This window comes from Pseudomonas sp. LBUM920, from assembly GCF_003852315.1.
GTDB lineage: Bacteria > Pseudomonadota > Gammaproteobacteria > Pseudomonadales > Pseudomonadaceae > Aquipseudomonas.
Genome location: NZ_CP027762.1, coordinates 6,351,120 through 6,377,646, shown reverse-complemented (window position 1 = coordinate 6,377,646; position 26,527 = coordinate 6,351,120). Strand labels below are relative to the sequence as shown.

The 26,527-nt window shown below is 63.1% G+C and carries 21 protein-coding genes; 11 read left to right on the top strand and 10 right to left on the bottom strand.

Annotated features, from left to right (window positions below):
- The first annotated feature begins 3 nt into the window (after positions 1-3).
- The 10 genes from C4J83_RS29730 (at position 4) to C4J83_RS29685 (ending at position 14,250) form a co-directional block, all read left to right on the top strand.
- Positions 4-1,293, top strand: coding sequence for a DotU family type VI secretion system protein (locus C4J83_RS29730; protein ID WP_124418762.1), 1,290 nt, complete (start codon positions 4-6; stop codon positions 1,291-1,293).
- On the top strand, positions 1,290-4,790 hold the full coding sequence (gene tssM / locus C4J83_RS29725) for a type VI secretion system membrane subunit TssM (RefSeq protein ID WP_124418761.1): 3,501 nt from the start codon (positions 1,290-1,292) through the stop codon (positions 4,788-4,790). The genes C4J83_RS29730 and tssM overlap by 4 nt, the downstream gene beginning before the upstream one ends.
- Complete coding sequence (tagF, locus tag C4J83_RS29720) at positions 4,787-5,440, top strand: type VI secretion system-associated protein TagF (RefSeq protein ID WP_106575877.1); 654 nt, start codon at positions 4,787-4,789, stop codon at positions 5,438-5,440. Before tssM ends, tagF begins: the two co-directional genes overlap by 4 nt.
- Complete coding sequence (locus tag C4J83_RS29715) at positions 5,441-6,160, top strand: PP2C family protein-serine/threonine phosphatase (RefSeq protein ID WP_106575876.1); 720 nt, start codon at positions 5,441-5,443, stop codon at positions 6,158-6,160.
- Positions 6,157-9,144, top strand: a complete 2,988-nt coding sequence (locus C4J83_RS29710) for a serine/threonine-protein kinase (protein ID WP_124418760.1) — start codon at positions 6,157-6,159, stop codon at positions 9,142-9,144. The genes C4J83_RS29715 and C4J83_RS29710 overlap by 4 nt, the downstream gene beginning before the upstream one ends.
- A complete protein-coding gene (locus C4J83_RS29705; protein WP_106575874.1) occupies positions 9,144-9,848 on the top strand; it encodes an ABC transporter ATP-binding protein in 705 nt (234 codons plus the stop codon). Before C4J83_RS29710 ends, C4J83_RS29705 begins: the two co-directional genes overlap by 1 nt.
- Entirely contained in the window at positions 9,848-11,032 is a 1,185-nt protein-coding gene (locus C4J83_RS29700; protein WP_119737202.1) for an ABC transporter permease family protein, read from the top strand. The genes C4J83_RS29705 and C4J83_RS29700 overlap by 1 nt, the downstream gene beginning before the upstream one ends.
- Positions 11,025-12,737: a formylglycine-generating enzyme family protein gene (locus C4J83_RS29695; RefSeq protein ID WP_119737204.1), complete on the top strand. Its 1,713-nt coding sequence runs from the start codon at positions 11,025-11,027 to the stop codon at positions 12,735-12,737. The genes C4J83_RS29700 and C4J83_RS29695 overlap by 8 nt, the downstream gene beginning before the upstream one ends.
- 84 nt (positions 12,738-12,821) lie before the next feature.
- On the top strand, positions 12,822-13,745 hold the full coding sequence (gene tagQ / locus C4J83_RS29690) for a type VI secretion system-associated lipoprotein TagQ (protein ID WP_106575871.1): 924 nt from the start codon (positions 12,822-12,824) through the stop codon (positions 13,743-13,745).
- Between the two features lie 124 nt (positions 13,746-13,869).
- Positions 13,870-14,250: a helicase gene (locus tag C4J83_RS29685; protein ID WP_119737206.1), complete on the top strand. Its 381-nt coding sequence runs from the start codon at positions 13,870-13,872 to the stop codon at positions 14,248-14,250.
- Positions 14,251-14,385: 135 nt separating this feature from the next.
- Here C4J83_RS29685 and C4J83_RS29680 read toward each other — a convergent pair whose 3' ends face one another.
- From C4J83_RS29680 to exbB, 6 genes are all read right to left on the bottom strand, one after another.
- The gene (locus C4J83_RS29680) at positions 14,386-15,786 is read right to left on the bottom strand and encodes an aminoacyl-tRNA deacylase and HDOD domain-containing protein (RefSeq protein ID WP_119737208.1); all 1,401 of its coding nucleotides are present in this window, start codon (positions 15,784-15,786) and stop codon (positions 14,386-14,388) included.
- Between the two features lie 77 nt (positions 15,787-15,863).
- On the bottom strand, positions 15,864-17,939 hold the full coding sequence (gene recG / locus C4J83_RS29675) for an ATP-dependent DNA helicase RecG (protein WP_119737210.1): 2,076 nt from the start codon (positions 17,937-17,939) through the stop codon (positions 15,864-15,866).
- Between the two features lie 8 nt (positions 17,940-17,947).
- On the bottom strand, positions 17,948-18,868 hold the full coding sequence (locus C4J83_RS29670; protein WP_015886540.1) for a hydrogen peroxide-inducible genes activator: 921 nt from the start codon (positions 18,866-18,868) through the stop codon (positions 17,948-17,950).
- Positions 18,869-19,114: 246 nt separating this feature from the next.
- The gene (locus tag C4J83_RS29665) at positions 19,115-19,864 is read right to left on the bottom strand and encodes an energy transducer TonB family protein (RefSeq protein ID WP_119737212.1); all 750 of its coding nucleotides are present in this window, start codon (positions 19,862-19,864) and stop codon (positions 19,115-19,117) included.
- Entirely contained in the window at positions 19,861-20,286 is a 426-nt protein-coding gene (gene exbD / locus C4J83_RS29660) for a TonB system transport protein ExbD (protein WP_003195519.1), read from the bottom strand. The genes C4J83_RS29665 and exbD overlap by 4 nt, the downstream gene beginning before the upstream one ends.
- 6 nt (positions 20,287-20,292) lie before the next feature.
- A complete protein-coding gene (gene exbB, locus C4J83_RS29655; protein WP_119737214.1) occupies positions 20,293-21,273 on the bottom strand; it encodes a tonB-system energizer ExbB in 981 nt (326 codons plus the stop codon).
- Between the two features lie 189 nt (positions 21,274-21,462).
- Here exbB and C4J83_RS29650 point away from each other — a divergent pair, with 189 nt between their 5' ends.
- Positions 21,463-22,320, top strand: coding sequence for an SDR family oxidoreductase (locus C4J83_RS29650; protein ID WP_124418759.1), 858 nt, complete (start codon positions 21,463-21,465; stop codon positions 22,318-22,320).
- A 33-nt stretch (positions 22,321-22,353) separates the two neighbouring features.
- Here C4J83_RS29650 and C4J83_RS29645 read toward each other — a convergent pair whose 3' ends face one another.
- From C4J83_RS29645 to spoT, 4 genes are all read right to left on the bottom strand, one after another.
- The gene (locus C4J83_RS29645) at positions 22,354-23,091 is read right to left on the bottom strand and encodes a hypothetical protein (protein ID WP_124418758.1); all 738 of its coding nucleotides are present in this window, start codon (positions 23,089-23,091) and stop codon (positions 22,354-22,356) included.
- 77 nt (positions 23,092-23,168) lie between these two features.
- Positions 23,169-23,912 carry a hypothetical protein gene (locus tag C4J83_RS29640; protein WP_124418757.1) on the bottom strand — a complete coding sequence of 248 codons (744 nt, stop codon included), beginning with the start codon at positions 23,910-23,912 and terminating at the stop codon, positions 23,169-23,171.
- A gap of 56 nt (positions 23,913-23,968) precedes the next feature.
- Positions 23,969-24,349 (bottom strand): RidA family protein, encoded by a 381-nt coding sequence (locus C4J83_RS29635; RefSeq protein WP_003176922.1) that lies wholly within the window; start codon positions 24,347-24,349, stop codon positions 23,969-23,971.
- Positions 24,350-24,373: 24 nt separating this feature from the next.
- The gene (gene spoT / locus C4J83_RS29630) at positions 24,374-26,479 is read right to left on the bottom strand and encodes a bifunctional GTP diphosphokinase/guanosine-3',5'-bis pyrophosphate 3'-pyrophosphohydrolase (RefSeq protein WP_083356111.1); all 2,106 of its coding nucleotides are present in this window, start codon (positions 26,477-26,479) and stop codon (positions 24,374-24,376) included.
- Positions 26,480-26,527: the final 48 nt, after the last annotated feature.

Below are 26,527 nucleotides of genomic sequence, written 5' to 3'. Positions count from 1 at the left end.
GCGATGCATCCCAATGATGATGACCGCACCCAGTTCATGCCGCGCCCGGGTGGCCGTGCGCCGGAACCTGCGCGTGCAGAGCCGGCGCCGCTGTCGATGCCGGCCGCGCCGATCCTGACCGGCAAAAGCCAGGGCCTCAACCCGCTGGAAAGCGCCGCCGGCCCACTGTTGGCGCTGTTGACGCGCCTGCGCAACACCATCGCGCACCCGGCACCGGCCAGCCTGCGTGCGCAGTTGCTGGCTTACCTGCGCCAGTTCGAACAGCGCGCCGAAGCCGCTGGCGTGGCGCGCAACGAAGTGCTGCTGGCACGTTACGCGCTGTGCACCGCACTCGATGAAGCGGTATTGAGCACGCCGTGGGGCAGCGCCAGCGACTGGGGCAAGCAGAGCCTGTTGATCACGGTGCACAACGAAGCCTGGGGCGGCGAAAAGGTCTTCCAGTTGCTCGACCACTGCCTGCAAAGCCCGCGCGAGCGCCTGTACCTGCTGGAGCTGTTGTACCTGTGCATGTGCCTGGGTTTCGAGGGCCGTTACCGCGTAATGAACGACGGTCGCAGCCAGCTCGAAGCCTTGCGTGAACGCACCGCCGCCGCCATTCGCAGTGCGCGTGGCGAGCACGAGCGCGAGCTGTCGCCGCACTGGCGCGGCGTGACCGTGGCGCGTGATCGCCTGGCGCAATTCATGCCGCCGTGGATCGCGGTGGCCATCGGCCTGGCGCTGCTGCTGGCGTTGCTGTTCGGCTTGCGCATGAAACTGGCGTCGGATGCCGAGCCGGTGTTCAAGAATATTCATGCGCTGGGCGAGATCCCGGTACAGGCCATCGACCGTCCGGTGGCGCAGCCCAAAGTCATCGAGCGGCCACGCCTGGCCGGTTTCCTGGCGGAAGACATCAAGGCTGGCCGCGTGGCGGTGGAAGACAAGGTCGACCGCTCCGTGGTGACGATCCGGGGCGATGAGTTGTTCGCCTCGGCCAGCTCCAGCATCGTCGATGACTATCAGCCGCTGATGCTGCGCATTGCCGATGCCATCCGCAAGGTCAAGGGGCAGGTGCGCGTCACCGGGCACAGCGATAACCGCCCGATTGCCACGCTGCGCTTCCCGTCCAACTGGGCGCTGTCCGAAGCCCGCGCCAAGTCGGTGCTGGAGATCCTGGCAGCCAAGACCGGCCAGGCGGATCGCTTCAGCGCCGAAGGCAGAAGTGACACCGAGCCTGTGGCGACCAACGCCACCGCAGAAGGCCGTGCCCGCAATCGTCGGGTTGAAATCACCGTATTGGCGGAGGGCGTCGAGTGAAGGCGTTTTTCAGTTTCATGATTCGCTGGGTGATTCCCGTGCTGGGCCTGATCGCCCTGAGCCTGATCATCTGGTTTGTGGGGCCGCTGCTCGATGTGCTGGTGCCGGAAGGGCGGCGCTGGGCGCTGATCATTCTGGTGTTTGCGGTGTGGATCGCGTATCGCGTGTTCCGCATTATCCAGGCCCGCCGCCAGGCCGCCGAAGTGATGCGCAGCCTGGCCGCGGAAACCCCGGTCGACCCCAACAGTGTCGCCACCGCCGAAGAACTCACTACGCTGCGCCAGCGCATGGACGAGGCCCTGGCGCTGCTGAAAAAGGCCAAGCTCGGTGGCGATGAACGCCGCAACCTCTACGAGCTGCCGTGGTACGTGATCATCGGCCCACCGGGGTCGGGCAAGACCACGGCGCTGGTCAATTCCGGTCTGCATTTTCCACTGGCTGCGCAATTGGGCGCGGGTGCGGTGCGGGGCGTCGGTGGCACGCGCAACTGCGATTGGTGGTTTACCGACCAAGCCGTTTTGCTCGACACCGCGGGCCGCTACACCACCCAGGACAGCAACTCGACGGTGGACAAGGCGGCGTGGCTGGGCTTTCTCGACCTGCTGAAAAAGCAGCGCTCGCGCCGCCCGATTGATGGTGCGTTTATCGCCATCAGCCTCTCGGATTTGCTGCTTGGCACAGACGCCGAACGGGCCGCCCATGCGGCGGCGATTCGCTTGCGTATTCAGGAGCTGTACACCCAGTTGGGCGTGCGTTTCCCGATTTACCTGATGCTGACCAAGCTCGACCTGGTGCCGGGCTTCATGGAGTTCTTTGACAACCTGAGCAAGGAAGAACGCGCTCAGGTGTGGGGCATGACCTTTACGCTCGATGACGGCAAGCACAGCGACAGCCCATTGGCGACGCTGCAAAGCGAGTTCGCCGGCCTTGAGCAGCGCCTCAACGAACGGTTGGTGGAGCGCCTGCAACAGGAGCGCGACCCGGCGCGGCGCGACTTGATCTACGGCTTCCCGCAGCAGTTCGGCGCGTTGAAAGATTGCCTGCAAAGCTTTCTCGAAGGCGTGTTCAAACCCAATGCCTTTGAAGAGCGCGTACTGCTGCGCGGCGTGTACTTCACCAGCGGCACCCAGGAAGGCAGCCCGATTGATCGCCTGATCGGTGCCATGGCCCAAAGCATGAACCTGGACCGCCAGCACCTGGCGCGCCAGAGCGGCACCGGGCGCAGTTACTTCATCGAAAAACTCTTCACCGCCGTGGCCTTCGCCGAGCGCGGCCTGGTGGGCGTGAACCCCAAGGTCGAGCGTCGGCGCAAGTGGATCGCACGCGGCGTGCTGGCAGCCACCGTCGCTTTGGTGGTGGTGGTCAGTGGTTTGTGGTGGGTGAGTTATCGCGCCAACCAGGCGTATATCGCCCAGGTGGATCAGAAGGTCGCGCCGTTGGGCCAGGCCGTACAGAACCTCAGCCCGGCGCAACGCGAAGTGCTCGCCGTGCTGCCGTTGCTCAATGCGGTGAAGAGCCTCGCGGGTGATTCGCCAAGCTGGTCCGAAGGGCTGGGCCTGTACCAGGGCGACATGCTTGAAGCCGAATCCGCCAGCGTTTACCGCAAGCTGTTGATCGCCGTGTTTGCGCCTCGCCTGGTGACGCGCATCGAAGAGCAACTGCACGGTGGCGGCAATTCCGATTTCCTGTACGAAGGCCTCAAGGCCTACCTGATGCTCGCCGACGCCGAGCACTACGACCCGGACTTCATCAAGGCCTGGATCGCTCTCGATTGGGACCGCAACCTGCCGCGCGACCTGCCGGCCGATCAGCGTCAGGCGCTGACCGGGCACTTGCAGGCGTTGTTCGAGCGCCACCCGCCAAACGCGCGCCTGGACCCACGGCTGATCGACGACCTGCGTCGTCAGCTGCAACAACTGCCGGTGGCCCAGCGCGTCTATGACCGGGTCAAGCGCCAGAAGCTGCCCGACGGCATCCCGGACTTTCGCATCAACGAAGCCGCTGGCCGCGATGCTGCGCTGGTGTTCAGCCGCAAAAGTGGCAAGCCGCTGGGTGAGCCGCTGAGTGGGTTCTTCACCGCCAAGGGGTATCGCCAGGCGTTCTTGCTGAGCAGCCTGAACCAGACCGGCACCCTCGCCGAAGAGCAATGGGTGCTGGGCCGTGAACAGGCCGACCAGCAGAACGTGGTCAGCCTCGCTGCGGACGTGCGCCGCTTGTACTTCCAGGACTACCAGCGCCAATGGGACGCCTTGCTCGCCGACATCGACTTTGTGCCGATCACCAGCGTGGCCCAGGCGGCCGATGTACTGCGGGTGATTTCCGGCCCGACCTCGCCGCTGAAAAAACTGCTGGTGGCCGTGTCCAAGGAAACCGATCTGCAAGCCGAAGAGCGCCAATTGGCCGCTAAAGGCGTGCCGGTGGAAGGCGGCGTCGACAAACTCAAGGAGCGCCTCGGCAGCCTGCTCGGCCAGGAACAACCGACCGCCAACGCGCCGGCTGCTGCGGATGACCCGGTCACCGCGCACTTCGCCGAACTCAACAGCATCGTCAGCAAGAATGAAGGCGAACCGGCTGCCATCGATGGCCTGCTCGCAGACATGAACGCGCTGTACGTGCAGGTCAGTGCCATGGTCGGCGCCAGTGGCGACGCCTTGCTTGGCGAGGCCAAGAACCAGGCGGCGGCTGCGGCCACGCGGGTCAGCCTGAATGCCGAACGCCAGCCGCCGCTGGTACAGGGCATGGTCAAGTCGGTGGTCAATTCCACCACCAACAGCATGATGGGCGGCGTGCGTAACCAACTGAACGCGGCGTGGGTCAGCGAAGTGGTCAACGTCTACCGCCAGTCGCTGGCCGGGCGTTATCCGATGTCGCCGGGCAGCGCTCGCGACGCCACGCTGGATGACTTCGGTCAGTTCTTCGGGGTGGGCGGGGTGATGGACAACTATTTCCGCAAGTACCTGCAGCCTTACGTGGACACCTCCGCGCAGACCTGGCGCTGGCAACCGGGCGCCGCGCAGAAGCTCGGGATTGCGCCAGGCGTGTTGCAGACGTTCCAGCGTGCGGCAGCGATCCGTGATGCGTTTTTCCGCGCCGGTGGTACGCAGCCCATTGTGCGTTTCGAACTCAAACCGGTGTCGATGGACCCGACCATCACCCAGTTCCTGCTTGATCTGGACGGCCAGCAATTGAGCTACGATCACGGCCCAAGCCGCCCGGTCGCCATGCAATGGCCGAACCCCGGCAGCATCGGCGTGGTGCGTATTTCGATCATGCCGCCATCGGCCAGCGGCCGTTCGGGCGTCACCCTGGACGGCCCGTGGGCCTGGTTCCGCTTGCTGGAACAGTCGGACCTCACCGCCGGCAATTCGCCGGACCGTTTCAACCTGCGCCTGCGGGTCGACGGCGCGAGCATCGCCTACGAGTTGCGCGCCAACAGCGCCTTCAACCCGTTCAAGAGCCGCGTACTCAGTGGCTTCAGCCTGCCGGAGCGGTTATGACGACGCTGGGTTTCTACGGCAAGTTGGCCAGCCGCGGTGACTTTGTCAGCCGCGCCTTGCCCCAGAGTTTTATCGGCCCTTGGGACAGCTGGCTGGCGGCAGGTTTGCTCGCCAGCCAGAACAGCCTGGGTGGCGACTGGCTCAATGTGTACCTCGTCAGCCCGTTGTGGCGCTTTGTGCTGGCGCCGGGTGTGTGCGGGCCGGACGCTGCGGCGGGTGTGGTCATGCCCAGCATTGACCGTGTCGGCCGGTATTTTCCGTTGGCGGTGGTGGCGTTGCTCGATCACGACACCAACCCCGCATCGCTGGTGGGCGGGCCGGACACCTGGTTTGAGCAGGCCGAAGAGCTGCTGCTCAGCACACTGGATGCCGGCGCGACCTTTGAAGGCTTCAACGATGGCGTCGACAAACTCGGCATCCCGGCCAGTGAGCAACGCGCCGTGGACAGCCGCTTTGCCGGGCTGCAACGCGTTGCCGCCACCGTGCCCCACAGCCGCATGACCGCGCTCGCCGAACAGGCCTGCGAGGGCGCGAGCCTGTGGTGGGGGCGTGGCTCGCAGGTGATTTCCCCAGGTTTATTGCGGTGTCAGGGTTTGCCTGCCGCCGGCGATTTTGCGCAGTTTTTGCTCGGACAAGAAGGTGTGGTGTAGATGGGGGCGACGTTCAAATCCGCGAGCAAAAGCCATGTGGGCATGGTCCGTCAGGTCAATGAAGACGCCTGCCTGGACTTGCCGGAAAACCGTCTGTGGGTGGTGGCCGACGGGATGGGCGGGCATGCGGCGGGCGACTACGTCAGTAGCCTGATCGTCGACAGCCTGCGCGCTGTGCCGGTGGGGCGTTCCCTCGACGAATATTCGGCGGCCCTGCGCAATGACCTGATCCGCATCAACGCAACCGTGCGCGAAGAAACCGCCAACCGTGGCGTGACCATGATGGGCAGCACCGTGGTGGTCCTGGCCGCACGCGGCTTGCGTGGTGTGTGTTTGTGGGCCGGCGACAGCCGCCTGTACCGCCTGCGCGACGGCGTGTTGGAAGGCATTTCCCGCGACCACAGCTACGTGCAGGACCTGCAAGACAGCGGCTTGCTCAGTGAAGCCGATGCCCGTGTGCACCCTCGCGCCAATATCGTCACCCGCGCGATTGGCGTGGAGGCGCAGTTGGAGGTGGCGGTGGTCGACCTGCTGATCGCTCCCGGTGACAGCTACCTGCTGTGCAGCGACGGCCTGAACAAGACCGTCGAGGATCATGAAATCCGCGAAGTGCTGGGCCACGACGCGCCGGATGAAATCGTGCGCAGCCTGGTGCACCTGGGCCTCAACCGGGGCGCGCCGGACAACATCACCGCCATTGTCGTGAAGGTTTCGCCATGAACATCGTGATTCCGGGTTATGACATCGAAGGCGAGATCGGCGAAGGCGCCATGGCCAGCGTGTACCTGGCGACCCAGCGTTCGCTGGAGCGCAAGGTGGCGTTAAAAGTGATGGCGGCGGCGCTGGCGGCGGACCCGAGTTTTTGCGAGCGTTTCCTGCGCGAGGGCAAGACCCTGGCGCGCCTGTCGCACCCGCACACGGTGACCATCCATGACATCGGCAACGTCGGTGAGCTGTATTACATGGCCATGGAATACCTGCCCAACGGCACGCTCAAAGAGCGCATTGCCGCCGGCCTGACACCGGAGCAGGGCGTGACGTTGATCCGCCAGATCGCCTCGGCGCTGGGCTATGCGCATGCCCAGGGCCTGGTCCACCGTGACGTCAAGCCGGCGAACATTCTGTTCCGCGCTGACGGCACCGCCGTGCTGTCGGACTTCGGCATCGCCAAGTCTCTGGATGACCGTACCCAGTTCACTCAAGCCGGGTTTGCCGTGGGCACGCCGAGCTACATGAGCCCGGAGCAGGCGCGGGGCCAGGAGATTGATGGCCGCGCTGACCTCTACGCACTCGGCGTGGTGCTCTATGAAATCCTCGTCGGCGAGTTGCCTTACACCGGCACCGATGCACTGTCCACGGCGCTGGCGCACCTGACCGAACCGCTGCCGGAACTGCCGGTGCACCACGGCCGTTATCAGGAGGTGCTGCGCAAGCTGTTGGCCAAGGACCCGGCGGAGCGTTTCCCCGACGCGGCGGCGTTGCTGCGCGCGCTGGACCAACTGCCGGCGGACTCGCCGGAAGCCACGCTGGTGCGGCCGCTGCCGATTCCGCTGAGCTTCGACCTGGCGGGCATGACGCCGGTGTCTATCGACATTCCGACCGACAAACCCCAGCCGCAGCCAGTGCGCCAACCGGTGGTGACGCCGACCCAACACAGCAATGTGTCCGAGCAGCGTCGCGGGCCGGTATTGGCCTTGGCTGCAGTCGCCGTGGCTGTCGCCCTTGCCATCGGTGGCGCGAGCTACTGGTGGTTGAGCCGCGGCGATACACCCGCGGCGCCGCCCGCTGCGGTGGTGCCGAAAACGCCCGCGCCTCCTGAAGCAAAAACGGTTGTGGCCGATGCGGACGGCGGTCAGCGTCCCTTGCTGATGGCGGGCAAGAAGACCCTGTTCCAGCGTGTGCTGAGCAAGCCGGGCGCCAAGCTGTCCCACGATGCCGGCGGCGCCTCCGACGAGGGGCTGCCGGCGTTTTCCGTGCTCTACGTTTACCAGCGCAAAGACGTCGATGGCAGCCCGTGGCTGCGTGTCGGTGCCGCCACCGATGGGCGCAGCGACGGCTGGTTGCCGGCCGCCCAGGTCAGCGACTGGAAACAAAGCCTGGTGCTCAAATTCACCGAGCGCTCTGGCCGGGCGCCAGTGATGTTCCTGCGCCAATCCAGCGAAGTGGAAAAACTGCTGGCCGATCCTGCGGCCGCCAAAGGCGTTCTGGCCAAGGCGCAGAAGAACAGCGAAGACAATCAACAGGTGTTGGCGCTGGAGCCGACGGCCAGTGCGGTGCCGCAGGACCAGTTCTACCTGCTGCCGATTTTCGACTCCAAAGAGAGCTTCGACGAAAACGGCCAGCCGGTGCAGTTGCTCAATGTGGCCTCTATCGACCCCGGCAGCAGCGCGGCTGCCAAGCCGGCCGCCCGAGCGATCAACACCAACGCCGACGCCTTCCGCACCGCCGTGGTGCTGGTGGTGGACACCACGGTGTCGATGCAGCCTTACATCGACCAGGTCCGCGACGTGGTGCACGAGCTGCAAACCCGCATCGCCGAGCGTGGTGAGCTGGACAGCGTCAGCTTCGGCCTGGTGGGTTTTCGCAACAGCATCAAGAAAACCCCTGGGCTTGAGTACGTCGCCAAGACGCTGATCAGCCTCGACCAGGGCCGCGACCCAGAGCGCTTCCTCGACATGGCGCGGCAGGTCAAAGCCTCTACCGTGTCCAGCCACTCGTTCAACGAAGACGCGTTTGCCGGGGTGATGCAGGCCGTGGATGGCATGGACTGGTCCGGCTACGGTGGGCGCATCATCCTGCTGGTCACCGACGCCGGCGCACTGCGCAAGAACGACCCGTTTGCCGCCACCCAGATGAACGAAGCCGAGGTGCGCCAGGCCGCGCTGGGCAAGCAAATCAAGATCTACGCCCTGCACCTGCGCACCGACGCCGGCAAGAAAACCCATGCCGGTGCCGAAACCCAGTACCGCGTGCTCACCGCTGACGCCAACCCGCAGATCGGCGACCTCTACACGCCGGTGCCAGGGGGGGATGTGCGCAAGCTGGGTGAGCGTGTCGATGAGATCGGCAGTGTGTTCGCCAACCTCGTGCACCAGGTGCGCAGCAACACGCCGCAGCCGGTGCCGCTGCTGAGTGCCGCGCCGACCTTGGCCGACAAGTCCGCGGCCGTCGGCTACGCCATGCACATGGATTTCCTCGGCCGCAAAACCGCGAGCCAGGCGCCGCAACTGGTCAGCGCCTGGACCGCCGACCGCGACCTGACCAACCCGGCGCTGCCGGCGTTCCAGGTGTGCGTGATGCTGACCAAATTGCAGCTCAACGACCTGCAGCAGTCGCTGAAACTGATCGTCGATGCGGCGCGCAAGACCCAGACCTCGCCCAAGGATTTTTTCCAGGAAATCGCCAGCGCCTCGGCCTACATGAGCCGCGACCCGCAGGCCCTGCGCAAGGGCGGCAACCTGGCCGAAGGCGGCATCCTCGGCGAATACCTGGAAGGCCTGCCGTACCGCAGCAAGTCGCTGAACATGACCCAGGACTTGTGGTTGTCGTTGAGCGTGGCCGAGCAGGAAGACTTTATCGACGAGCTGGATTCGAAAATCCGCCTCTACGAAACCTTTCACAATGATGTGGCCAACTGGGTCCGTTTCGGCGATGCCGAGCCGGGCGATGCGTTGTACCGCGTGCCCTTGTCGACGCTGCCGTGATGCTGAACTTGAGCGCAGTGCACAAAAGCCGCGGCGTTGGCAGCCAGCGCTACAGCCTGGTGATTCCGGCGCTGGCGCTGCGCGCGGGTGAGCAGTTGGCAATCGTCGGGCCGAGCGGCTGTGGCAAAAGCACCTTGCTCGATCTGCTGGCGCTGGTGTTGGCGCCGGATCAGGTTGGCAGGTTTGAATTTGATCAGGTCGATGTCGGCGCTCTGTGGCGTGCCGATCAGCAGTCGACGTTGGCCGCGTTGCGCAGCACGCACTTGGGCTACGTGCTGCAAACCGGCGGCCTGCTGGGCTTTCTCGATGTGCGCAGCAATATCGCCTTGTCCCGCCAACTGCTGGGGCTCAAGGACGACGGCAGCGTCGCGCGTCTGGCCGAACAGTTGGAGATCAGCGATCAGTTGGGCAAAAAACCGACTGCGCTGTCGGTGGGCCAACGCCAACGCGTGAGCTGCGCCCGTGCACTGGCCCACGCGCCGCAACTGGTGCTGGCGGATGAGCCGACGGCGTCGCTTGACCCGCTGAACGCCGAACGCGTGATGCAGGCGCTGCTGGCCCAGGCCCGCGAACATCGCGCAGCCTGCGTGATCGCCACCCATGACGAGCCGCTGGCCCGCGCCAGTGGTTTGCAGGTGCGGCGCATCAGTTGCCGCCGTGACACCGACGGCGGCGTCACGGCCACCCTCGGGGAGGCGTGCTGATGCGCATCGGTCTGGTGGCGTCCCTGGCCTGGCAGGATTACCGCAACGACGCCTGGCTGTCGGCCTGTTCGGTGCTGGCATTGGTGGCCGTGATCGCGCCGTTGCTGGTGTTATTCGGCCTGAAATTTGGACTGGTTAGCAGTTTGACCGAACGCCTGGAGACCGACCCCGCAACCCGTGAAATTATTCCGTTGGGCGGCGGTCGATTCAACGCAGCGTTTATCGAGCAACTTGCCCAGCGTGGTGATGTGGCCTTTGCCGTGCCGCGTACCCGCCAGATTGCGGCGACCGCGCAGGTGGGCACGCTGACCCTGGAAATGCTGCCGACTGCAGCGGGTGACCCGCTGCTCGTGGGGTTGCCGATGCCTCGGGGCCTGGACCAGATCGTGCTGAGCCACACCGCCGCGGAAAAACTCGCGGCGCGGCCTGGCGATTGGCTGGAGACCAGCTTTGCGCGGCAGGTAGCAGGGCGCGTCGAAGCCCAACGTACGCGGTTGCAGGTGCTGGCGGTGCTGCCGCTGGAAGCGTTTGCGCGGGACGGTTTGTTTGCCGATTTGCGCCTGCTGGAAGCGGCGGAAGATTACCGCGACGGCCGCGCGGTGCCGGCGTTGAGTTGGGACGGTGACGCGGTCGGCGCGACTGAGCAGCGGGTTTATCCGGCGTTTCGTCTGTATGCCCGCCACCTCGCCGATGTGGAGCGGTTGCGGGTGTTTTTCGCCGGGCAGAACCTGTTGGTGTCGACCCAGGCGAACGCCATTGCCCAGGTGCAGTCGTTGAGTCGCAACCTGTCGATCGTGTTCTGGATCATTGCCGGGTTGGCCTTGGCGGGCGCATTTGCGGCGATCTTCGCCGGCGTGTTGGCCGCCGTGGCGCGCAAGCGTCGGGAATTGTCGGTGTTGCGCCTGCTGGGGTTTTCCACTGCCGGGCTGTTGCTGTTTGTGGTGGTGCAGGCGCTGTACAGCGCAGGGTTTGCCGCCGTGCTCAGTGCCGGGTTGTATGGCCTGGCCGAGGCGGGTTTGAATAAATTATTCGTGCAGGTGCCGGGCGAATACGCCAGTCACCTGTTGGCGCCTCATTACGGCCTGGCCCTGGCTGCAGTCCTCGGCGTCAGCGCTGTGGCGGCGGCCTGTGGCGGTTGGCGAGTGGCGCGTATCCAGGCTTCTGAAGGAATCAGAGATGTATAAGTTACTGGGCGCCGCCATGGCGCTGAGCTTGGCTTCAATGGCGTGGGCGGATGAGGCGAGCGACAAACTCGACAACCCCAAACCGTTGCCCGATGACGTGAGCCTGCCGCTGCCATGCGAAGGCAACATGGTGTTCCGCTACGCCTATGTGCTGGCCCAGGGCACCCTGGATGACCGCGAGATCAGCCTCGGTTACCCCTTTGCCGAGGGTGAGGCGGGTTATCAGCAGTCGTTTATTTCCGGCTACCGGCGCGACTTCATCAACGGCCAGTTCACGCTCAAGGATTTGCCCAAGGACTGGAACGCGGTCATTGCGCCCTTGATGCCGAAGACCGACGCCAAAACCCCGCTCAAGCCGATGCTGTACTTCATCGGCAAGTACGAAGTCACCGCACGCCAGTATGCCCAAGTGATGTCCCAGGCACAGTCGCTGGCCAGTGGTGAGCCGGCGCCAGCGTGCGATGCGCCTACCGGCATGGCTGCACGCTTGCCCAAGGTGAAACTCTCGCGCTTTGAAGCCGAGCGCTTCTCGGCGGTGTACAGCGCCTGGTTGATGAAGTACCACCGCGACGTGCTGCCGGTCAGTGGTCGTGGGTCTTCGGCCGAAGACGGTGGCCTCGGTTTTGTGCGCTTGCCCACCGAAGTGGAATGGGAATTCGCCGCGCGTGGTGGCCAGGCAGTGAGCCGGCAGGACCTCGAGGGGCGGCTGTTTCCGCGGCGTGTCGAAGGCAGTGAAAGCGACGGGCCGCTGGGTGATTACGCGGTGTTCAACCAAGTCGCCGGCGGTACAGGCCAGGCGGCACGCCTGATGCCCATCGGCACGAAATTGCCCAACCCGATCGGCATGTTCGATGTGATTGGCAATGCGGCGGAAATGGTCCAGGAGTCGTTCCAACTGGTGCACGCCGGGCGCCGCCAGGGCACCTACGGCGGCTTTGTGGTCAAGGGCGGCAACTATCTGGAAGGCGAGGGCACGCTGTTCACGGGCATGCGCCGCGAGTACCCGCTGTTTGCCGCCGACGGCACCGAGCAGAGCAACGAGACCACCGGTTTTCGCGTGGCGATAGGTGCGTTGTCTGCGCCGCGTTCGCGCTACAAGGAGCTGTTCGCGCAGTGGCAGAAAGAAGGCCGCCTGGCCTCGCTGACCGACGCCATCGACGACGCCCAGGACCCGACCAAGCGCCTGGACAGCATCATCGCCGCCAGCGTCGATCCCAAGCTGCAAGCCGAACTGGGCCTGGTCAACGAAGAACTCAAGCGCAACGTTTCGCTGATCGCCCAGCAACGCGAAGAGGCGGCGGGCAACCTGATTCAATCGGCCGCGCTGGTGGCCGAGACCATCAGCAACTACAACATCCGCCTGATGAACTTGCAGAAGAGTCGCCAGCAGGCTCTGGACAACAAGGACGCGGCGAGTGCGCAGCTGTTTGCCACGGCCATCGACAATGGCCGCAGCGCGCTCGACGGCGCGGTGGCGATCTACATCGATAACCTGGCCACCGGCACGCGCTACACCGACGCGGTGATCCAGGCGCAGTTTCAACGAATCAAGGAAGAGTTGGATCGCAAGCCAGTGCTCGGCAAGAGCCTGGTGACGCGCGCGACACTGTTCGTTCGCCATGTCGGCAACTACCGCAAACAACAGCGGGCCGACCCGGCAACGATTTTGAAGGAATTGCTCGCAGCGAGCGGTCAGCGGTCTTGATCGCTGGTTGTATGGCGAGCTTGGAAGGGACTCAGGCGGCGGTGGGCCGTGCTGGGCAAGTCAAACTTAACAGAGAACACTCCTATGCTTTTTTCCCGTAAGGCGGTTTCCAAGCGTCACTTGCTGCTGATCGCGGCTGGTTTCAGCACCGTGTTGACTGGCTGCGCCACGTCGCCGGCGTCCAAGGTCGCGTCGAGCACCAAGGTCGAGTACTACCCCAACTGCTACGAGCCAGTGCAGCACCTGCGCGCGACCGACTCGGACATGACCAAGTCGGTTGTCACCGGTGCGGCCATCGGCGCTGCCGGCGGTGCTCTGCTGGGCGCGCTGACCGGCGACTCCGACAAGCGCGGCCGTAACGCTGCCATCGGCGCCGCGGGCGGCGCCCTGGCGGGTGGCGCGGCGGGTTACTACACCGAGCGTCAGAAGCAGATCAGCGATGACAACCAGCGCATTGCGTCCTACGCGGCTGACGTCAACAAAAGCGCCTCCGACATCGACCGCAGCACCGCATACGCCAAGGCGTCCCAGCAGTGCTACCAGAGCGCATTCACCAAGCTGGTGGCTGACCGTAAAGCCAAGACCGTCAACGACACCGAAGGCCGCAAGCGCCTGGCGGAAATCGTTTCCGGCCTCAAGGAGTCCAATGACCTGATTGTCGCGGTCAACGGCAAAGCCAGCGAAGACCTGAACAACTACACCCAGGCGTACGAGCAAGACCTGCAACAAGTGGGTGTGCAGCGTGCCGACGTCGTGACCGTGGCCACCGCTGATACCACGCCGGTGGTGACGCCGGCCAAAGGCAAAAAAGCCGTCAAGCCGGCGAAAAAAGCAGCGCTGCCGACCGTGCCGAAAGAAGCGGTCGCCACCGAAAAAACCATCCAGACCGCGCAGACCAAGCAAGCTGAAAGCAAGCAGGTCGCCAGCGCTGGCAAGGCGCAGATTGAAGGCACTTGCCGCGATCCAAACCTGGCCGACTGGGCGCCGGTGCCTTGCCCTAACGTTTAAGTAACATGTTGCTATAAGCGTTAAACGCCAGCCGATCTCCCGCTAAAGCGCGAGATCGGTGGCGTTCCTCCAACAAATCGTTACACTGCTGCGGCCACTTAATAATGATACCGAGGCCGTGTGCATGAAATTTCGTCTTCTGCTGTGGGTGCTTGGCCTGATGATGGGCAAGGCCAGCCGCACCAATCCTGCTTTCCAGCAACAGCTGGGTGACAAAGACCTGGCGTTCCAGTTGCAGACCCTCGACGGCAAGGTTGCCCGTCATTTCATCGTCAAAGACCAGCGCATCACCAGCCGCTCAGGGGTTCACCCGCAACCTGCGTTTGCTATCGCCTTCAAAGATGCCGCCTACGGCTTCGCCACGATGCAGGCGAAGAACAAGCAACTGGCGTTCATGACAGGGATTCAGGACAAGTCGATCCAGATCAAGGGCAACCCGGCGCTGGTGATCTGGTTCCAGGGGCTGACCAAGTATTTGAAGCCGAAGAAAAAGAAGAAGGCCTGAAGGGTTTCTTCAGGGGTACCGAGTTGAATTCATCGCAGGCAAGCCAGCTCCCACAGTTGACTGCATTCCAGGGTTGGAACTCGGTCAACTGTGGGAGCTGGCTTGCCTGCGATAGCGGTTTATCAGGCGACAGCGTCAGCCCTGGCTGAACTGGGATGCCAGTTCACGCAACAGCACCTCGGCATCCAGTACTTTGCCGACCACTTCCTCGGCCTTGTCACGGCTCAAGCCCAAACGCTCAAGCAGTGCATCCGGAATCGCCTCATCCGGCCCGGAGCCAATGCCACGGCTGCGCAACAAGCGCACCGCCAGGCACACCAGGTTCGGGTATTCGGCATATTGCCCATCGTAGGTCGGGTCGTGCTGGAAGCGCAGGGCGGTGGACAGTTCGTCCGGCATGTCCCAGTAGCGCATCAGCCAGGCACCGATCTGCTCGCGGCTGATGCCCAGCAAGTGTTGCTCGACATAGCTGTGGCACAGGTGCGGGTTGACCTCCAAGTGACGGCAGATCAGCGAGAAGTGCGGCGGAAACACGTGGGCCAGCAGCAGATAACCGAAGTTATGCAGCAGGCCGGCGAGGTAGGTCAGGCCGGCTTCCGGGCGCTGGGCGCGTGGCATGGCGCGGGTCAGGCCTTCGATCACGGCGGCGGTGTAGATCGACTGGTGCCAGTACGGCGTGGACTGATGCGGGTGGTCTTTGGGCAGGCTCAAGGTTTTACCCAGGGCCAGGCCCAACGCCAGGTTGATCACCAGATCAAAGCCCAGTACGCGCACGATGGCGTCTTCAACTGAACGAATTTTGCCTGGCGAGGCGTAGTACGGCGACGCGGCCCAGCTCACCACTTGGGCGGCCAGGGCGGGGTCGGTTTCCACTACGCCAGTGATGTCATCGATGGTGGCGTTGGGGTCGACGCGCAGCTTGATGATCTTTTGCGCGGTATCGGCCAGCGGTGGAATTTCGATGGTCGCTTCCAGGCGTTGCTGGATGCGGCGGGCGGTGAACGCCTGCATCGCCTGGGTGATTTCCTCGCGGTCATCATTGGGGCGGTCGAGGTTCGGGCGAATGTTGCTCAACGGCTCGCCGAACTGCCCGGCGCTGGCTTTGGTGAGCATGGTCTTGAAGTCGCTGCTGGCAATTTCCAGCAGCAGCCCGGCTTCGCCTGAATGCACCAGCAGGCTCGGTTCGCTCAGCAGGCTGCCTTCGTACAGGCAGGGCGAACTGGTCAGGGCCGGCAGGCCTGGCAGCAGGCTCAACTCGTGCTTGGCTAACATGCGCTCGATGCGATCCGGCGATACTGCGGTAAGGCGGCGGCCGGTGAGTTCGGCGAGTCGGTTGAGGTCAAGCAATTGGCTCTGCGGGAACAGCACCATGAGGGCGCCAACGGCATCTTCCAGCAAGACCGCCTGGACCTTTTGCGCGGGATTCAGGCCAGCCTGTTCGGCGACTTCCGTATAAGGAATGGCGAGCTTTGCGAGCAGAGCCCGAATGACCGGCGGGGCGGTCAGTGGGGCTGTGGCGAGGGCTACTTCTGACATGGCCTGATCCAATTTCTTACAGTCACCGAAGTATAACCAGCTTGATACAACTGTTGGTTGGATAAGTGAGTCAGGCGTCACACTTGGCCGTATTGCTGCCCATGCCGTAGCCAGCGATCGAGCAACGGGCTGACGTGATCCGGCCAGCGCTCGAGCAGCGCTTGCGCCGCATCACGCACGGCCGGCAGCAGGTCAGCGTCGCGCATCAGGTCGGCGACCTTGAATTGCAGCAGGCCAGTCTGGCGGGTGCCGAGCATTTCACCGGGGCCGCGCAGCTCGAGGTCTTTTTCGGCGATGACAAAGCCGTCGTTGGTTTCGCGCATGATGCCCAGGCGCTGACGACCGATCTGCGACAACGGTGGATGGTAGAGCAGCACGCAATGGCTGGCGGCGCTGCCCCGGCCGACGCGACCACGTAATTGGTGCAATTGGGCCAGGCCCAGGCGCTCGGGGTTTTCGATGATCATCAAGCTGGCATTGGGCACGTCCACACCCACTTCGATCACCGTGGTGGCCACCAGCAATTGGAGGTTGCCCGCTTTGAACTCGGCCATCACCGCAGCTTTTTCCGCAGGCTTCATGCGGCCGTGGATCAGCCCGACCTTGAGTTCGCCCAAGGCACTGGTGAGGTCTTCATAGGTGGTTTCGGCGGCCTGGCACGTCAGCTCCTCGGACTCTTCGATCAGCGTGCACACCCAGTACGCCTGACGGCCTTCGGCGCAGGCACCGCGCACGCGCTCGATCACTTCCACGCGGCGGGTGTCGGTGACCAGCACGGTGTTGACCGGGGTACGGCCGGGCGGCAGTTCGTCGAGGATCGAGGTGTCGAGGTCGGCGTAGGCGCTCATGGCCAGGGTGCGTGGGATCGGTGTTGCGGTCATGATCAACTGGTGCGGGCTCATGCGCCCGCCCACGCCTTTCTGGCGCAGGGCCAGGCGCTGCTGCACGCCGAAGCGGTGCTGTTCGTCGATGATCACCAGCGCGAGGTTCTTGAATTTCACTTCGTCCTGGAACAGCGCATGGGTACCCACCACCATCGGTGCGCCATTGGCGATCTGTTCCAGCGCCGCCGCGCGCACCTTGCCCTTGAGTTTGCCGGCCAGCCACGCCACTTCCAGGCCCAGTGGTTCGAGCCAGCGCTTGAAGGTGATGAAGTGCTGCTCGGCGAGAATCTCGGTGGGCGCCATCAGCGCCACTTGGTAACCGGCTTCCAGTGCCTGCAAGGCGGCGAGGGCGGCGACCACGGTCTTGCCAGCGCCCACGTCACCCTGAATCAGGCGCAGCATTGGTTCCTTCTGGCTGAGGTCGTAGGCGATTTCATTGCCAACCCGTTGCTGGGCCCCGGTTGGCGCGAAGCCCAGGTTCGCCAGGTATTGCGCAGGCAGGCGCGTGGCCTTGGGCATTGCGGGCGCGCGCAGGGAGCGCATGCTTTCGCGCAGGCGCTGCTGGGACAACTGGTGGGTCAGCAGCTCTTCAAAGGCCAGGCGATGTTGCGCCCAGTGATGACCCAGGGCCAGTTCGTCGACATCGGCATCGGCGGGCGGGTGGTGCAGATAGCGGATGGCATCGTCCAGCGGCGCCAGTTGGTAGTCACGGGCCAGTTCCACCGGCAGCCAGTCGGGCAGGCTTTTGGGGCCGAGCATCGTCAGGGTCTGCATGCACAGTTGGCGCAGGCGCTGTTGGGTCAGGCCTTCGGTCAGCGGGTAGATCGGCGTGAGGGTGGTATCCACCGGCGGCGGCTCGTCGCCGGTAATGGCGCGGTATTCGGGGTGGTAGATTTCCAGGCCCGACGCGCCAGGCCGTGCCTCGCCGTAGCAGCGCACGCGGGTGCCGCGCTTGAGGCCTTCCTTCTGGGCGTTGCTGAAATGGTAGAAGCGCAGGCTGAGGCCACCGGTGCCGTCCTGCAGGCGTACGACCAGACTGCGGCGCTTGCCCATCACCACATCCGCGCCACTGACGGTGCCTTCGACCACCGCGTCCTGTCCTGGGCGCAAATGGCCGATGGGCACGACGCGCGTGCGGTCCTGATAGCGCAGGGGCAAGTGGAACAGCACGTCCTGGAGGTTCTCCAGGCCGACCTTGGCCAACTTCTCGGCCATGGCTTCACCAACACCCTTGAGTGCGGTGACCGACACGTGCGACAGCTCAGTCATACCCTTGCTTAGCTCGCAGCAGGCGGCTTGGCCACCGAGCACAAACGGATCGAGTCGGCGAGGATCTCAATGGCTTTCGGGCGTGGGAAGCTGGCGCGCCAGGCGATCGCCACGGTCCGGAATGGCACCGGCGGCGTGAGCGGGCGCACTTCGATTACGCCGGGGGCGTAGTGATGACTGTCCACTGCCGACAGCGGCAAGATCGAAATACCCAGGCCGGACGCGACCATATGGCGGATGGTTTCCAGCGAGCTGGATTCCACGGTGGTGTGCTTGGCGCCGTCGTTGCCCTTGGTCAGGGTCGGGCAGGCTTCGAGTACCTGGTCGCGGAAGCAGTGGCCTTCGCCGAGCAGCAACAGGCTCTTGTCGTTGAGCAGGCCGGCGTCGATGGTGTCTTTTTGCGTCCACGGGTGGGAGGCCGGCATCAACACGTAGAACGGCTCGTCGTAGAGCGGCAAGGTCAACACGTCCGCTTCGTTGAACGGCAGGGCGATGATGATCGCGTCCAGTTCACCGTTGCGCAGTTTGTCGCGCAGCACGTGGGTGAAGTTTTCTTCGATATACAGCGGCATCTGCGGCGCGACGCGGTGCAGTTGCGGAATCAAATGCGGGAACAGGTACGGGCCAACGGTGTAGATGGCGCCGACTTTGAGCGGTGCAGTCAGCTGGTTCTTGCCGGCCTGGGCCAGCTCGCGAATGCTTTGGGCTTGTTCCAGCACCTTTTGGGCCTGGGCGACAATGCCTTCGCCCACTGGCGTGAGGCGCACGGCGCTCTTGCTGCGCTCGAAAATCAGCACACCGAGTTCGTCTTCAAGCTTTTTCACGCCCACCGACAGCGTCGGCTGGCTGACATGGCAACGCTCGGCCGCGTGGCCGAAGTGCTGCTCTTGGGCGAGGGTCACGATGTAGCGTAATTCTGTAAGAGTCATAGCGGGCGTCCATGAGGTTGCGAGCCAAGCATACCGGCTGCAATCGATAGACGCACGTTATCAGAACTTTGCTGGGGATTGAGCGGGGAGTGGCTCGGATTTAACTGAAAAATGGATTTTTAGCTTCAACAAACAAAATGTGGGAGCGCACTGGCTCGCGAATGCGCGGTGTCAGTGAAGAATGTATCGACTGACACTGCGCTTTCGCGAGCAAGCTCGCTCCCGCATTGGCCTGCTTGGCAATCCTTAGCGGCGACGCTTCTCGATGTTGTAAACAAACGGCGCGACGATCTCGACGCTGCCGCCTTTCAACATGTCGGCCGGCGGCTTGGGCAATGGCTGGGCACGACGAATCATGTCCAGGGTCGCGCGGTCCAGGTCGGCGTTGCCGGAGCGGCCCACCAACTCGTAGGACAGCACATTGCCTTCGGCATCGACCACGAAGCGCAGGCGGTTAAGCCCCTCTTTGCCACGCTGTTGAGCGCCTGGCGGGTACTTCTTGTACTTCTGCAAGTGCGCCAGCAGGGTGCCTTCCCAGGACGCTTTCGCTGCTACCTGGGCTGGCGACGGGCCGGGCACGGGTTGAGCGGATTTTTCCGCCGGCGTATTCGTCGGTGGGGTTTCGCTCGGCGGCTCTTCGGAAGGTTTCTCCTTGGGCGGCTCGGGCTTTTTCTCCACTGGCTTGGGCGGCTGGGGTTTGGGCTTGGGCTTGACCGGCTTGGGCACCTGGATCGTTGGCTTGGGCGCCTCGGCCAGTTTCGGCAAAGGCAGCTCTTCCACCGGCGCCGGCGGCTGTGGCGGCGTGACCACCTTGGGCGGCGCGGGAGGCGGTGGTGCCGGCATCGGCGCCAGGTCGATGACCATGGCGGCCGGTGGCAGCGTCACCGGATGCGGCGCGGACCATTGAAGCGCGATGATGATCGCGACGGCATGCACGCCCAGCACGACGGCGAGGCTGGTGCCATAACGCGTCAGTTTGTGGCGCGTCGTGATCATTTCTTGGCTGCCGTCTCAAGTCCGACCAGGCCTACCTTGAGGTAGCCGGCTGCCCGCAGGGCATCCATCACGCTCATCAGGTCGCCGTAGTCCACGCCTTTGTCGGCCTGGAAGAAGATCGTCGTGTCTTTCTTGCCTTGGGTCTTGGCGTCGAGCACCGGGCCCAGGGTTTCAGCTTTGACTTCTTCTTCGCCCAGGAACAGGCGTTGGTCCGCCTTGACGCTGAGGAAGATCGGCTTCTCTGGACGCGGCGCAGGCTTGGCGCTGGAGGCCGGCAGATCGACCTTGATGTCCACGGTGGCCAACGGTGCCGCCACCATGAAGATGATCAGCAGCACCAGCATCACGTCAATAAACGGGGTGACGTTGATTTCGTGGTTCTCGACGAGTTCATCGTCGCCTTGATTCAAATGCAGGCCCATGGCCGATTACCCCACTTTCACCATGTGCGGTTGCGAGCTGCGCTCGGTAGGGGCGTGATCGAGGTCGCGGCTGACCAGCAGCAGGACTTCTGCCGATGCGTCCGATACCTGAGCCTTGTAGCCGGCAATGGAACGGGCGAAGACGTTGTAGATCACCACCGCAGGAATCGCGGCAACCAGGCCCAGTGCGGTTGCCAGAAGGGCTTCGGCGATGCCTGGGGCAACGACGGCGAGGTTGGTGGTTTGGGTTTTGGCGATGCCGATGAAGCTGTTCATGATGCCCCACACGGTACCGAACAGACCCACGAACGGCGCGGTGGAACCGATAGTGGCGAGCACGCCGGTGCCGCTGCTCATGTTACGACCGCAGGCCGCCACCAGGCGCTCGAGGCGGAAGCTGACGCGTTCCTTGATGCCTTCTTTTTCGCGGGTGTTGACCGACAAGCGCATTTCTTCGAGCGCGTCGTGGACCAGCAGGTTGGCCAGGGTGCCCTTCTTGGTAGCGGTGTCGCTGGCTTCCTTGAGGGTGGTGGCTTTTTTCAGGTGGACGATTTCAGTGCGCAGGCGACGCTTGGCGCCCAGCAGCTCGAAGCCCTTGGCGATCCAGATGGTCCAGGTAATGATCGAGGCGATGGCCAGGCCGATCATGACGGCTTTTACCACCACGTCAGCGTTCTGGTACATGCCCCACGGGGACAGGTCATGGGCCATGCCCAGGCTGTTGTCTTCTTCCAGGACAACACCGGAGTCGTCGGCAGGCGCAGGGGCTGCAGCCTGGGCCGGGTCGGTGGCCACAGGTGCTGCGGCAGGGGCTGGCGGCGTGGCTGCGTTCTGTTGGGCCGCGGCCGGAGTGGCTGGGGCGGTCGCGTCAGCGAAAGCGGCGGTCGGTGCCAGCAGAACGCTGAACAGCAGCGCAGCAATCGCACGCCAGGCGCGAGATGGGCTGAGAGGCTTGGTTGGCGAAGCGGGGTTTGTATTACGTGTCATGCTGGCCGGACCTAAGAGAAAAAAATGAGTGATCGTCCTGCCAGACCCTGATGGGTCGAGGACAAATGGGCGGTTATTATTGCAAGTAATTCTTGTTAACAAAAGTAATACAGTTACTTAATTTGTCGTTTTGCTGGCCGCTGGTCATCTTCGGCGGCTAATCTGCGCCTTTAAGAATGGAGTTTTGTGATGTCTGCGCCTTCTGTTGTGATTGCCGGTTGCGGCGATGTGGGTAGTCGGCTGGCTAGCCAATTGCTGGCCTCGGAATGGGAGGTTCATGGCCTGCGACGTGATATTTCACGCCTGCCAGAGGGTGTCATCGGCATCGCAGGTGACCTGTTCAAAAAGGATTGCCCTGACACTTGGCCGATCGGCGCAGTGGATTATCTGGTGTATTGCTCCGCGGCGACCGACCACGATGAGGCCGGCTATCGTGCGGCGTACGTGCAAGGGCTGCAGCATGTGTTGGAGTGGCTGAACGACTACGGCCAGGAGCCCAAGCATTTGCTGTTTGTGTCGAGCAGCAGTGTGTACGGCCAGCAGAAAGGTGAGTGGGTCGACGAAACGTCCGACACTCAAGCGAAAGGGTATTCCGGCCAGGTAATGCTGGAAGCTGAGCAAGTGGCGCTCAATAGCGGTATTCCGGCGAGCATCGTGCGGTTGACCGGTATCTATGGGCCCGGCCGTGAATGGCTGCTGACCCAAGTGCGCCAAGGCTATCGCGTGGCGGTTGATCCCCCTTTATATGGCAACCGGATTCACGCGGATGACGCTGCCGGATTGCTGGCCTTCCTGCTGCGGCATGTGGAGCAGGGCGGTTCGCTGGACAGCATTTACATCGGCGTTGACGATGCGCCCGCGCCCTTGGCAGAAGTGGTGGGTTGGTTGCGCGACTACCTGGGCGTGACCGAATGGGCTGACGACGCCAGTGTGCGCCGCGCTGGCAGCAAGCAATGCAGCAATGCCCGAGCCAAGGCGTTGGGCTGGGTGCCGACCTACCCGACTTATCGCGAAGGGTACGCGGCGATCCTTGAAGGTAAGTGCTAGATGTGAAGAAGGAGCCGTGAGGCTCCTTTTTTGTTACTGCTTTTCCAGCAGCCATTGGCGTGGCCCAGGGCTGAGCTGGGGGATTTCATCTGGCTGGGAAAGGTTGATCGCCTGCAGAATTTCCAACTGTTTGCCGTAGCGCACGAAAATCCAGCCATCGCCGACCGCTCCTTTGCCCAGATAGACGACGTCATTGCCGGCACCTTGAGTGGCGCAATCGCCTCCCAGGCACAGTTCATAGCGGTCATTGTTGCCCAGGCCGGACAGGCTGCCATCGGCGCTGAACTTCACAAGGTTGCCTGTGCCTTGGCCTTCAATTATTTTCCACTGACCGCCCATGTAGGCTGAGTTCAGGGCTTGCCTGAACGCCGTGCCCCACTTGGCACCTGCGGCAGCGGGTTGAATGGGGCGGCTAAACGTTTGCCCTGCGTAAATCTTGCCGGTCTGTTGGACCAGTTGCTCGCCGTTCAATTGCAATTCGTCGCTGCCATGGCCGTTGTAATCCACCGACCAAATGCCAGGCGCCTTCTGCAGCAGTTGGCCTTCACCCTCCTCGAACGCAGTGCTGAATTGCGCTTTGCCGGTACGGGTGTCGATGTTCCATTCCAGGTTCATGCCGTTGGCGTCCAGGGCTTTAAGCAGCGGCCGCCCCTGGGCGGCGGTATCGATAGCGGCCTGGTTGATCCATAGCCCGCTGATGTCCGCGGTTTGCTGCTGCAGGTGTGTGCAGCCGCCCAGCAGGATCAAGCTGATGAGGAGTAGCGTGTGCATGGAGTGGTCCGTCTGCTGGTGAAAAAACCATGGCGCAGACTAAAGAAAAAGGAGCCGGTAGGCTTCTTTGTTCTGTATCACTGTTTTTCCAACAACCACTGCCGTGGCCCCGGCGTAAACGAAGGCACTTCATCCGCCTGCGCAGTGTTCACGGCCTGGAAGATTTCCAGCTGCTTGCCTTTGCGCGCGAAGATCCACGGGTTGCCCTGGCCGTTGAGTTGCAGCCAGATACTGTCGTAGCCGCCGCTCATTGAGGCGCAGTCACCCGCCAGGCACAGCGAGTACCGATCGACACCGGGCAAACCGGCGACTTTGCCGTCGGCCTGGAACTGCACCGTGGCGCCGTCGCCGTTCCCGTCGGTGATCTTCCAGTCGCCACCCATATAGGCGGCATACAGGGCGCGCTCGAAGTTGGCGCCCAGTGGCGCGCCTTCGGGAGCTGGGTCGTTGGCACGGGCGAACAGCTGCTCAGGCTCGTTGTCGTTGGCCACTTGCAGCAGTTGTTTGCCTTTGCGCTTGAGTTCGGTGGCGGAGCTGCCGTAGAAATCGACGCTCCAGGCGCCGGGTTTCTCACTGAGCAGCTTACCTTCGGCGACTTCAAAACCGTTGTAGTAACGCGCCTGCGAAGCCTTGGTGTTGACCTCCCATTCGAGGTTCGGACCATAGGTTTGCAGCGCTTCACGCAAAGGGCCGCCCTTGGCTGCCGCGTTGATGGCGGCCTGGTTGATCCAGGTGCCGCTCACATCCAGGTCGGCGGGGTTGCTGGCGCAGCCGCCGAGCAACAAGGCGAGCAACGAAGAGGCTACAAGCGCTTTGCGCATCACGAAATCCTTCTGAAACGAAGTCGGCGCAGCCTGTGGAGGCTGCGCCGGGTGTTTTACTCGATGACCAGAATCGCGTCCATCTCGACCTGTGCGCCCTTTGGCAGGGCGGCAACGCCGATAGCGGCGCGGGCCGGGTACGGCTGTTCGAAGTACTTGCCCATGATCTCGTTGACCTTGGCGAAGTGGCTCAGGTCAGTGAGGAAGATGTTCAGCTTGACGATGTCTTTGAACGAACCGCCAGCGGCTTCGGCCACCGACTTGAGGTTTTCGAAGACCTGGACGGTTTGTGCTTCAAAGCCTTCAACCAGCTCCATGGTCTTTGGGTCCAGTGGAATCTGGCCGGACATGTAGACGGTGTTGCCCGCCTTGATCGCCTGGGAGTAAGTGCCGATGGCGGCAGGGGCTTTGTCGCTGGTGATAACAGTCTTGGTCATGAGTGACTCCTTGTAAGAGATCGGCTATGCGCGCATGCGGGTGATGCGAATCACCCCGGTCAGGGCGCGCAGTTTCTTGATCACGCGGGCCAGGTGCACGCGGTCGTGCACGCTGACCACCAGCTGGACCACGCTGATGCGGCCATCGCGCTCATCCATGCTGATTTTCTCGATATTGCCGTCGGCCGCGTTGACGCTGCTGGCCAGCAGGGCGATCAGGCCGCGCTGGTGCTCCAGCTCAACGCGCAACTCGACGTTGAATTCGCCGGTGACGTCCTTGGCCCACGAGAGCTGGATGCATTTCTCGGGGTTGTGACGGATTTCAGTGATGTTGCGGCAGTTGTCCAAGTGCACGACCATGCCTTTACCAGCCGACAAGTGGCCGACAATCGGGTCGCCCGGGATCGGCGTGCAACATTTGGCGTAGCTGAGCACCAGGCCTTCCGTGCCGCGAATCGCCAGCGGGCCTTCGGGGCTTGGCAGCTGTTCGCCTTCGCCGAGCAGGCGACGGGCGACCACATACGCCATGCGGTTGCCCAGGCCGATGTCTTCCAGCAGGTCTTCGATGGTTTCCTGACGATACTCGTGGAGCATCGCTTGCACGCGCTCGGCCGGGATCTTCTCCAGGGCGCTGTCGAAACCATTGAGCACCTTGTTCAGCAGGCGTTCGCCGAGGCTGATGGATTCGGAGCGGCGTTGCAATTTGAGCGCGTGGCGAATGTGTGTGCGCGCTTTACCGGTGACCACGAAGTTGAGCCAGGCCGGGTTCGGGCGCGCGCCGGGTGCGCTGACGATCTCGACCGTGGAGCCGCTTTGCAGCGGCTCGGACAGCGGCGCGAGGCGTCGATTGATCCGGCAGGCAATACAGCTGTTGCCCACGTCGGTGTGTACCGCGTAGGCAAAGTCGACCGCTGTGGAGCCTTTGGGCAGCTCCATGATCCGGCCTTTGGGCGTGAAGACGTAGACCTCGTCCGGGAACAGGTCGATCTTCACACTTTCGATAAATTCCAGGGAATTGCCGGCCCGTTGCTGCATTTCCAGCACGCCTTTGACCCACTGGCGGGCGCGGGCATGCGTGCCTTTAGGCTGTTCGTCGCCGCTGGACTTGTACAGCCAATGCGCGGCGATGCCGTTGTTGGCCATCTCTTCCATTTCACGGGTACGGATCTGGATCTCGATCGGCACCCCGTGCATACCAAACAATGTGGTGTGCAGCGACTGATAGCCGTTGGCCTTGGGAATCGCGATGTAATCCTTGAAGCGGCCTGGCAGGGGTTTGTACAAATTATGTACAGCACCCAGCACGCGGTAGCAGGTATCGACCTTGTCGACGATGATCCGGAACGCGTACACGTCCATGATCTCGTTGAAGGCCCGACGCTTGCCGCGCATTTTTTTGTAGATGCCGTAGATGTGTTTCTGCCGGCCGCTGACTTCGCCTTCAATTTCGTCGATCGCCAGGCAATGGCTCAGCGACTCTTCGATCTTGTTGACGATTTCCTTGCGGTTGCCCCGGGCGCGCTTGACGGCCTGATAAATGCGCGCGGAACGCATCGGGTGCATGGCCTTGAAGCCGAGGTCTTCGAATTCGATACGAATGGCATGCATGCCCAGCCGGTTGGCGATGGGCGCATAGATTTCCAGGGTTTCCTTGGCGATGCGCCGGCGTTTTTCGCCGGACAGCACTTCCAGCGTGCGCATGTTGTGCAGCCGGTCGGCCAGCTTCACCAGGATTACCCGAATGTCTCGGGCCATGGCCATGGCCATCTTCTGGAAGTTTTCCGCCTGGGCTTCGGCCTTGGTTTCGAAGTTCATCTGGGTCAGTTTGCTGACCCCATCGACCAGTTCGGCCACGGTCTCGCCAAATTGCGCACTGAGCGCTTCCTTGGCGATGCCGGTGTCTTCGATCACGTCATGCAGCATCGCAGCCATCAGGCTCTGATGGTCCATGTGCATGTCGGCAAGAATATTGGCCACGGCAAGAGGATGCGTGACATACGCCTCACCACTGCGGCGGCGTTGGCCGTCGTGGGCTTGTTCGGCGTAGAAATACGCTCGGCGGACCAGGTTGACCTGGTCTGGGCCGAGGTAGGTCGATAAGCGATCGGCGAGGGCGTCTATGCTCGGCAAAGTATTAACTCCTGCCGTTGGCTGTGACCCCGCGCCGTGCTACGTCGA

Coding starts and splice junctions, on each gene's coding strand:
- C4J83_RS29730 (WP_124418762.1), top strand. CDS start 4: ATGCATCCCAATGATGATGACCGCACCCAGTTCATGCCGCGCCCGGGT.
- tagF (WP_106575877.1), top strand. CDS start 4,787: ATGACGACGCTGGGTTTCTACGGCAAGTTGGCCAGCCGCGGTGACTTT.
- C4J83_RS29715 (WP_106575876.1), top strand. CDS start 5,441: ATGGGGGCGACGTTCAAATCCGCGAGCAAAAGCCATGTGGGCATGGTC.
- C4J83_RS29710 (WP_124418760.1), top strand. CDS start 6,157: ATGAACATCGTGATTCCGGGTTATGACATCGAAGGCGAGATCGGCGAA.
- C4J83_RS29705 (WP_106575874.1), top strand. CDS start 9,144: ATGCTGAACTTGAGCGCAGTGCACAAAAGCCGCGGCGTTGGCAGCCAG.
- C4J83_RS29700 (WP_119737202.1), top strand. CDS start 9,848: ATGCGCATCGGTCTGGTGGCGTCCCTGGCCTGGCAGGATTACCGCAAC.
- C4J83_RS29695 (WP_119737204.1), top strand. CDS start 11,025: ATGTATAAGTTACTGGGCGCCGCCATGGCGCTGAGCTTGGCTTCAATG.
- tagQ (WP_106575871.1), top strand. CDS start 12,822: ATGCTTTTTTCCCGTAAGGCGGTTTCCAAGCGTCACTTGCTGCTGATC.
- C4J83_RS29685 (WP_119737206.1), top strand. CDS start 13,870: ATGAAATTTCGTCTTCTGCTGTGGGTGCTTGGCCTGATGATGGGCAAG.
- C4J83_RS29680 (WP_119737208.1), bottom strand. CDS start 15,786: ATGTCAGAAGTAGCCCTCGCCACAGCCCCACTGACCGCCCCGCCGGTC.
- recG (WP_119737210.1), bottom strand. CDS start 17,939: ATGACTGAGCTGTCGCACGTGTCGGTCACCGCACTCAAGGGTGTTGGT.
- C4J83_RS29670 (WP_015886540.1), bottom strand. CDS start 18,868: ATGACTCTTACAGAATTACGCTACATCGTGACCCTCGCCCAAGAGCAG.
- C4J83_RS29665 (WP_119737212.1), bottom strand. CDS start 19,864: ATGATCACGACGCGCCACAAACTGACGCGTTATGGCACCAGCCTCGCC.
- exbD (WP_003195519.1), bottom strand. CDS start 20,286: ATGGGCCTGCATTTGAATCAAGGCGACGATGAACTCGTCGAGAACCAC.
- exbB (WP_119737214.1), bottom strand. CDS start 21,273: ATGACACGTAATACAAACCCCGCTTCGCCAACCAAGCCTCTCAGCCCA.
- C4J83_RS29650 (WP_124418759.1), top strand. CDS start 21,463: ATGTCTGCGCCTTCTGTTGTGATTGCCGGTTGCGGCGATGTGGGTAGT.
- C4J83_RS29645 (WP_124418758.1), bottom strand. CDS start 23,091: ATGCACACGCTACTCCTCATCAGCTTGATCCTGCTGGGCGGCTGCACA.
- C4J83_RS29640 (WP_124418757.1), bottom strand. CDS start 23,912: ATGCGCAAAGCGCTTGTAGCCTCTTCGTTGCTCGCCTTGTTGCTCGGC.
- C4J83_RS29635 (WP_003176922.1), bottom strand. CDS start 24,349: ATGACCAAGACTGTTATCACCAGCGACAAAGCCCCTGCCGCCATCGGC.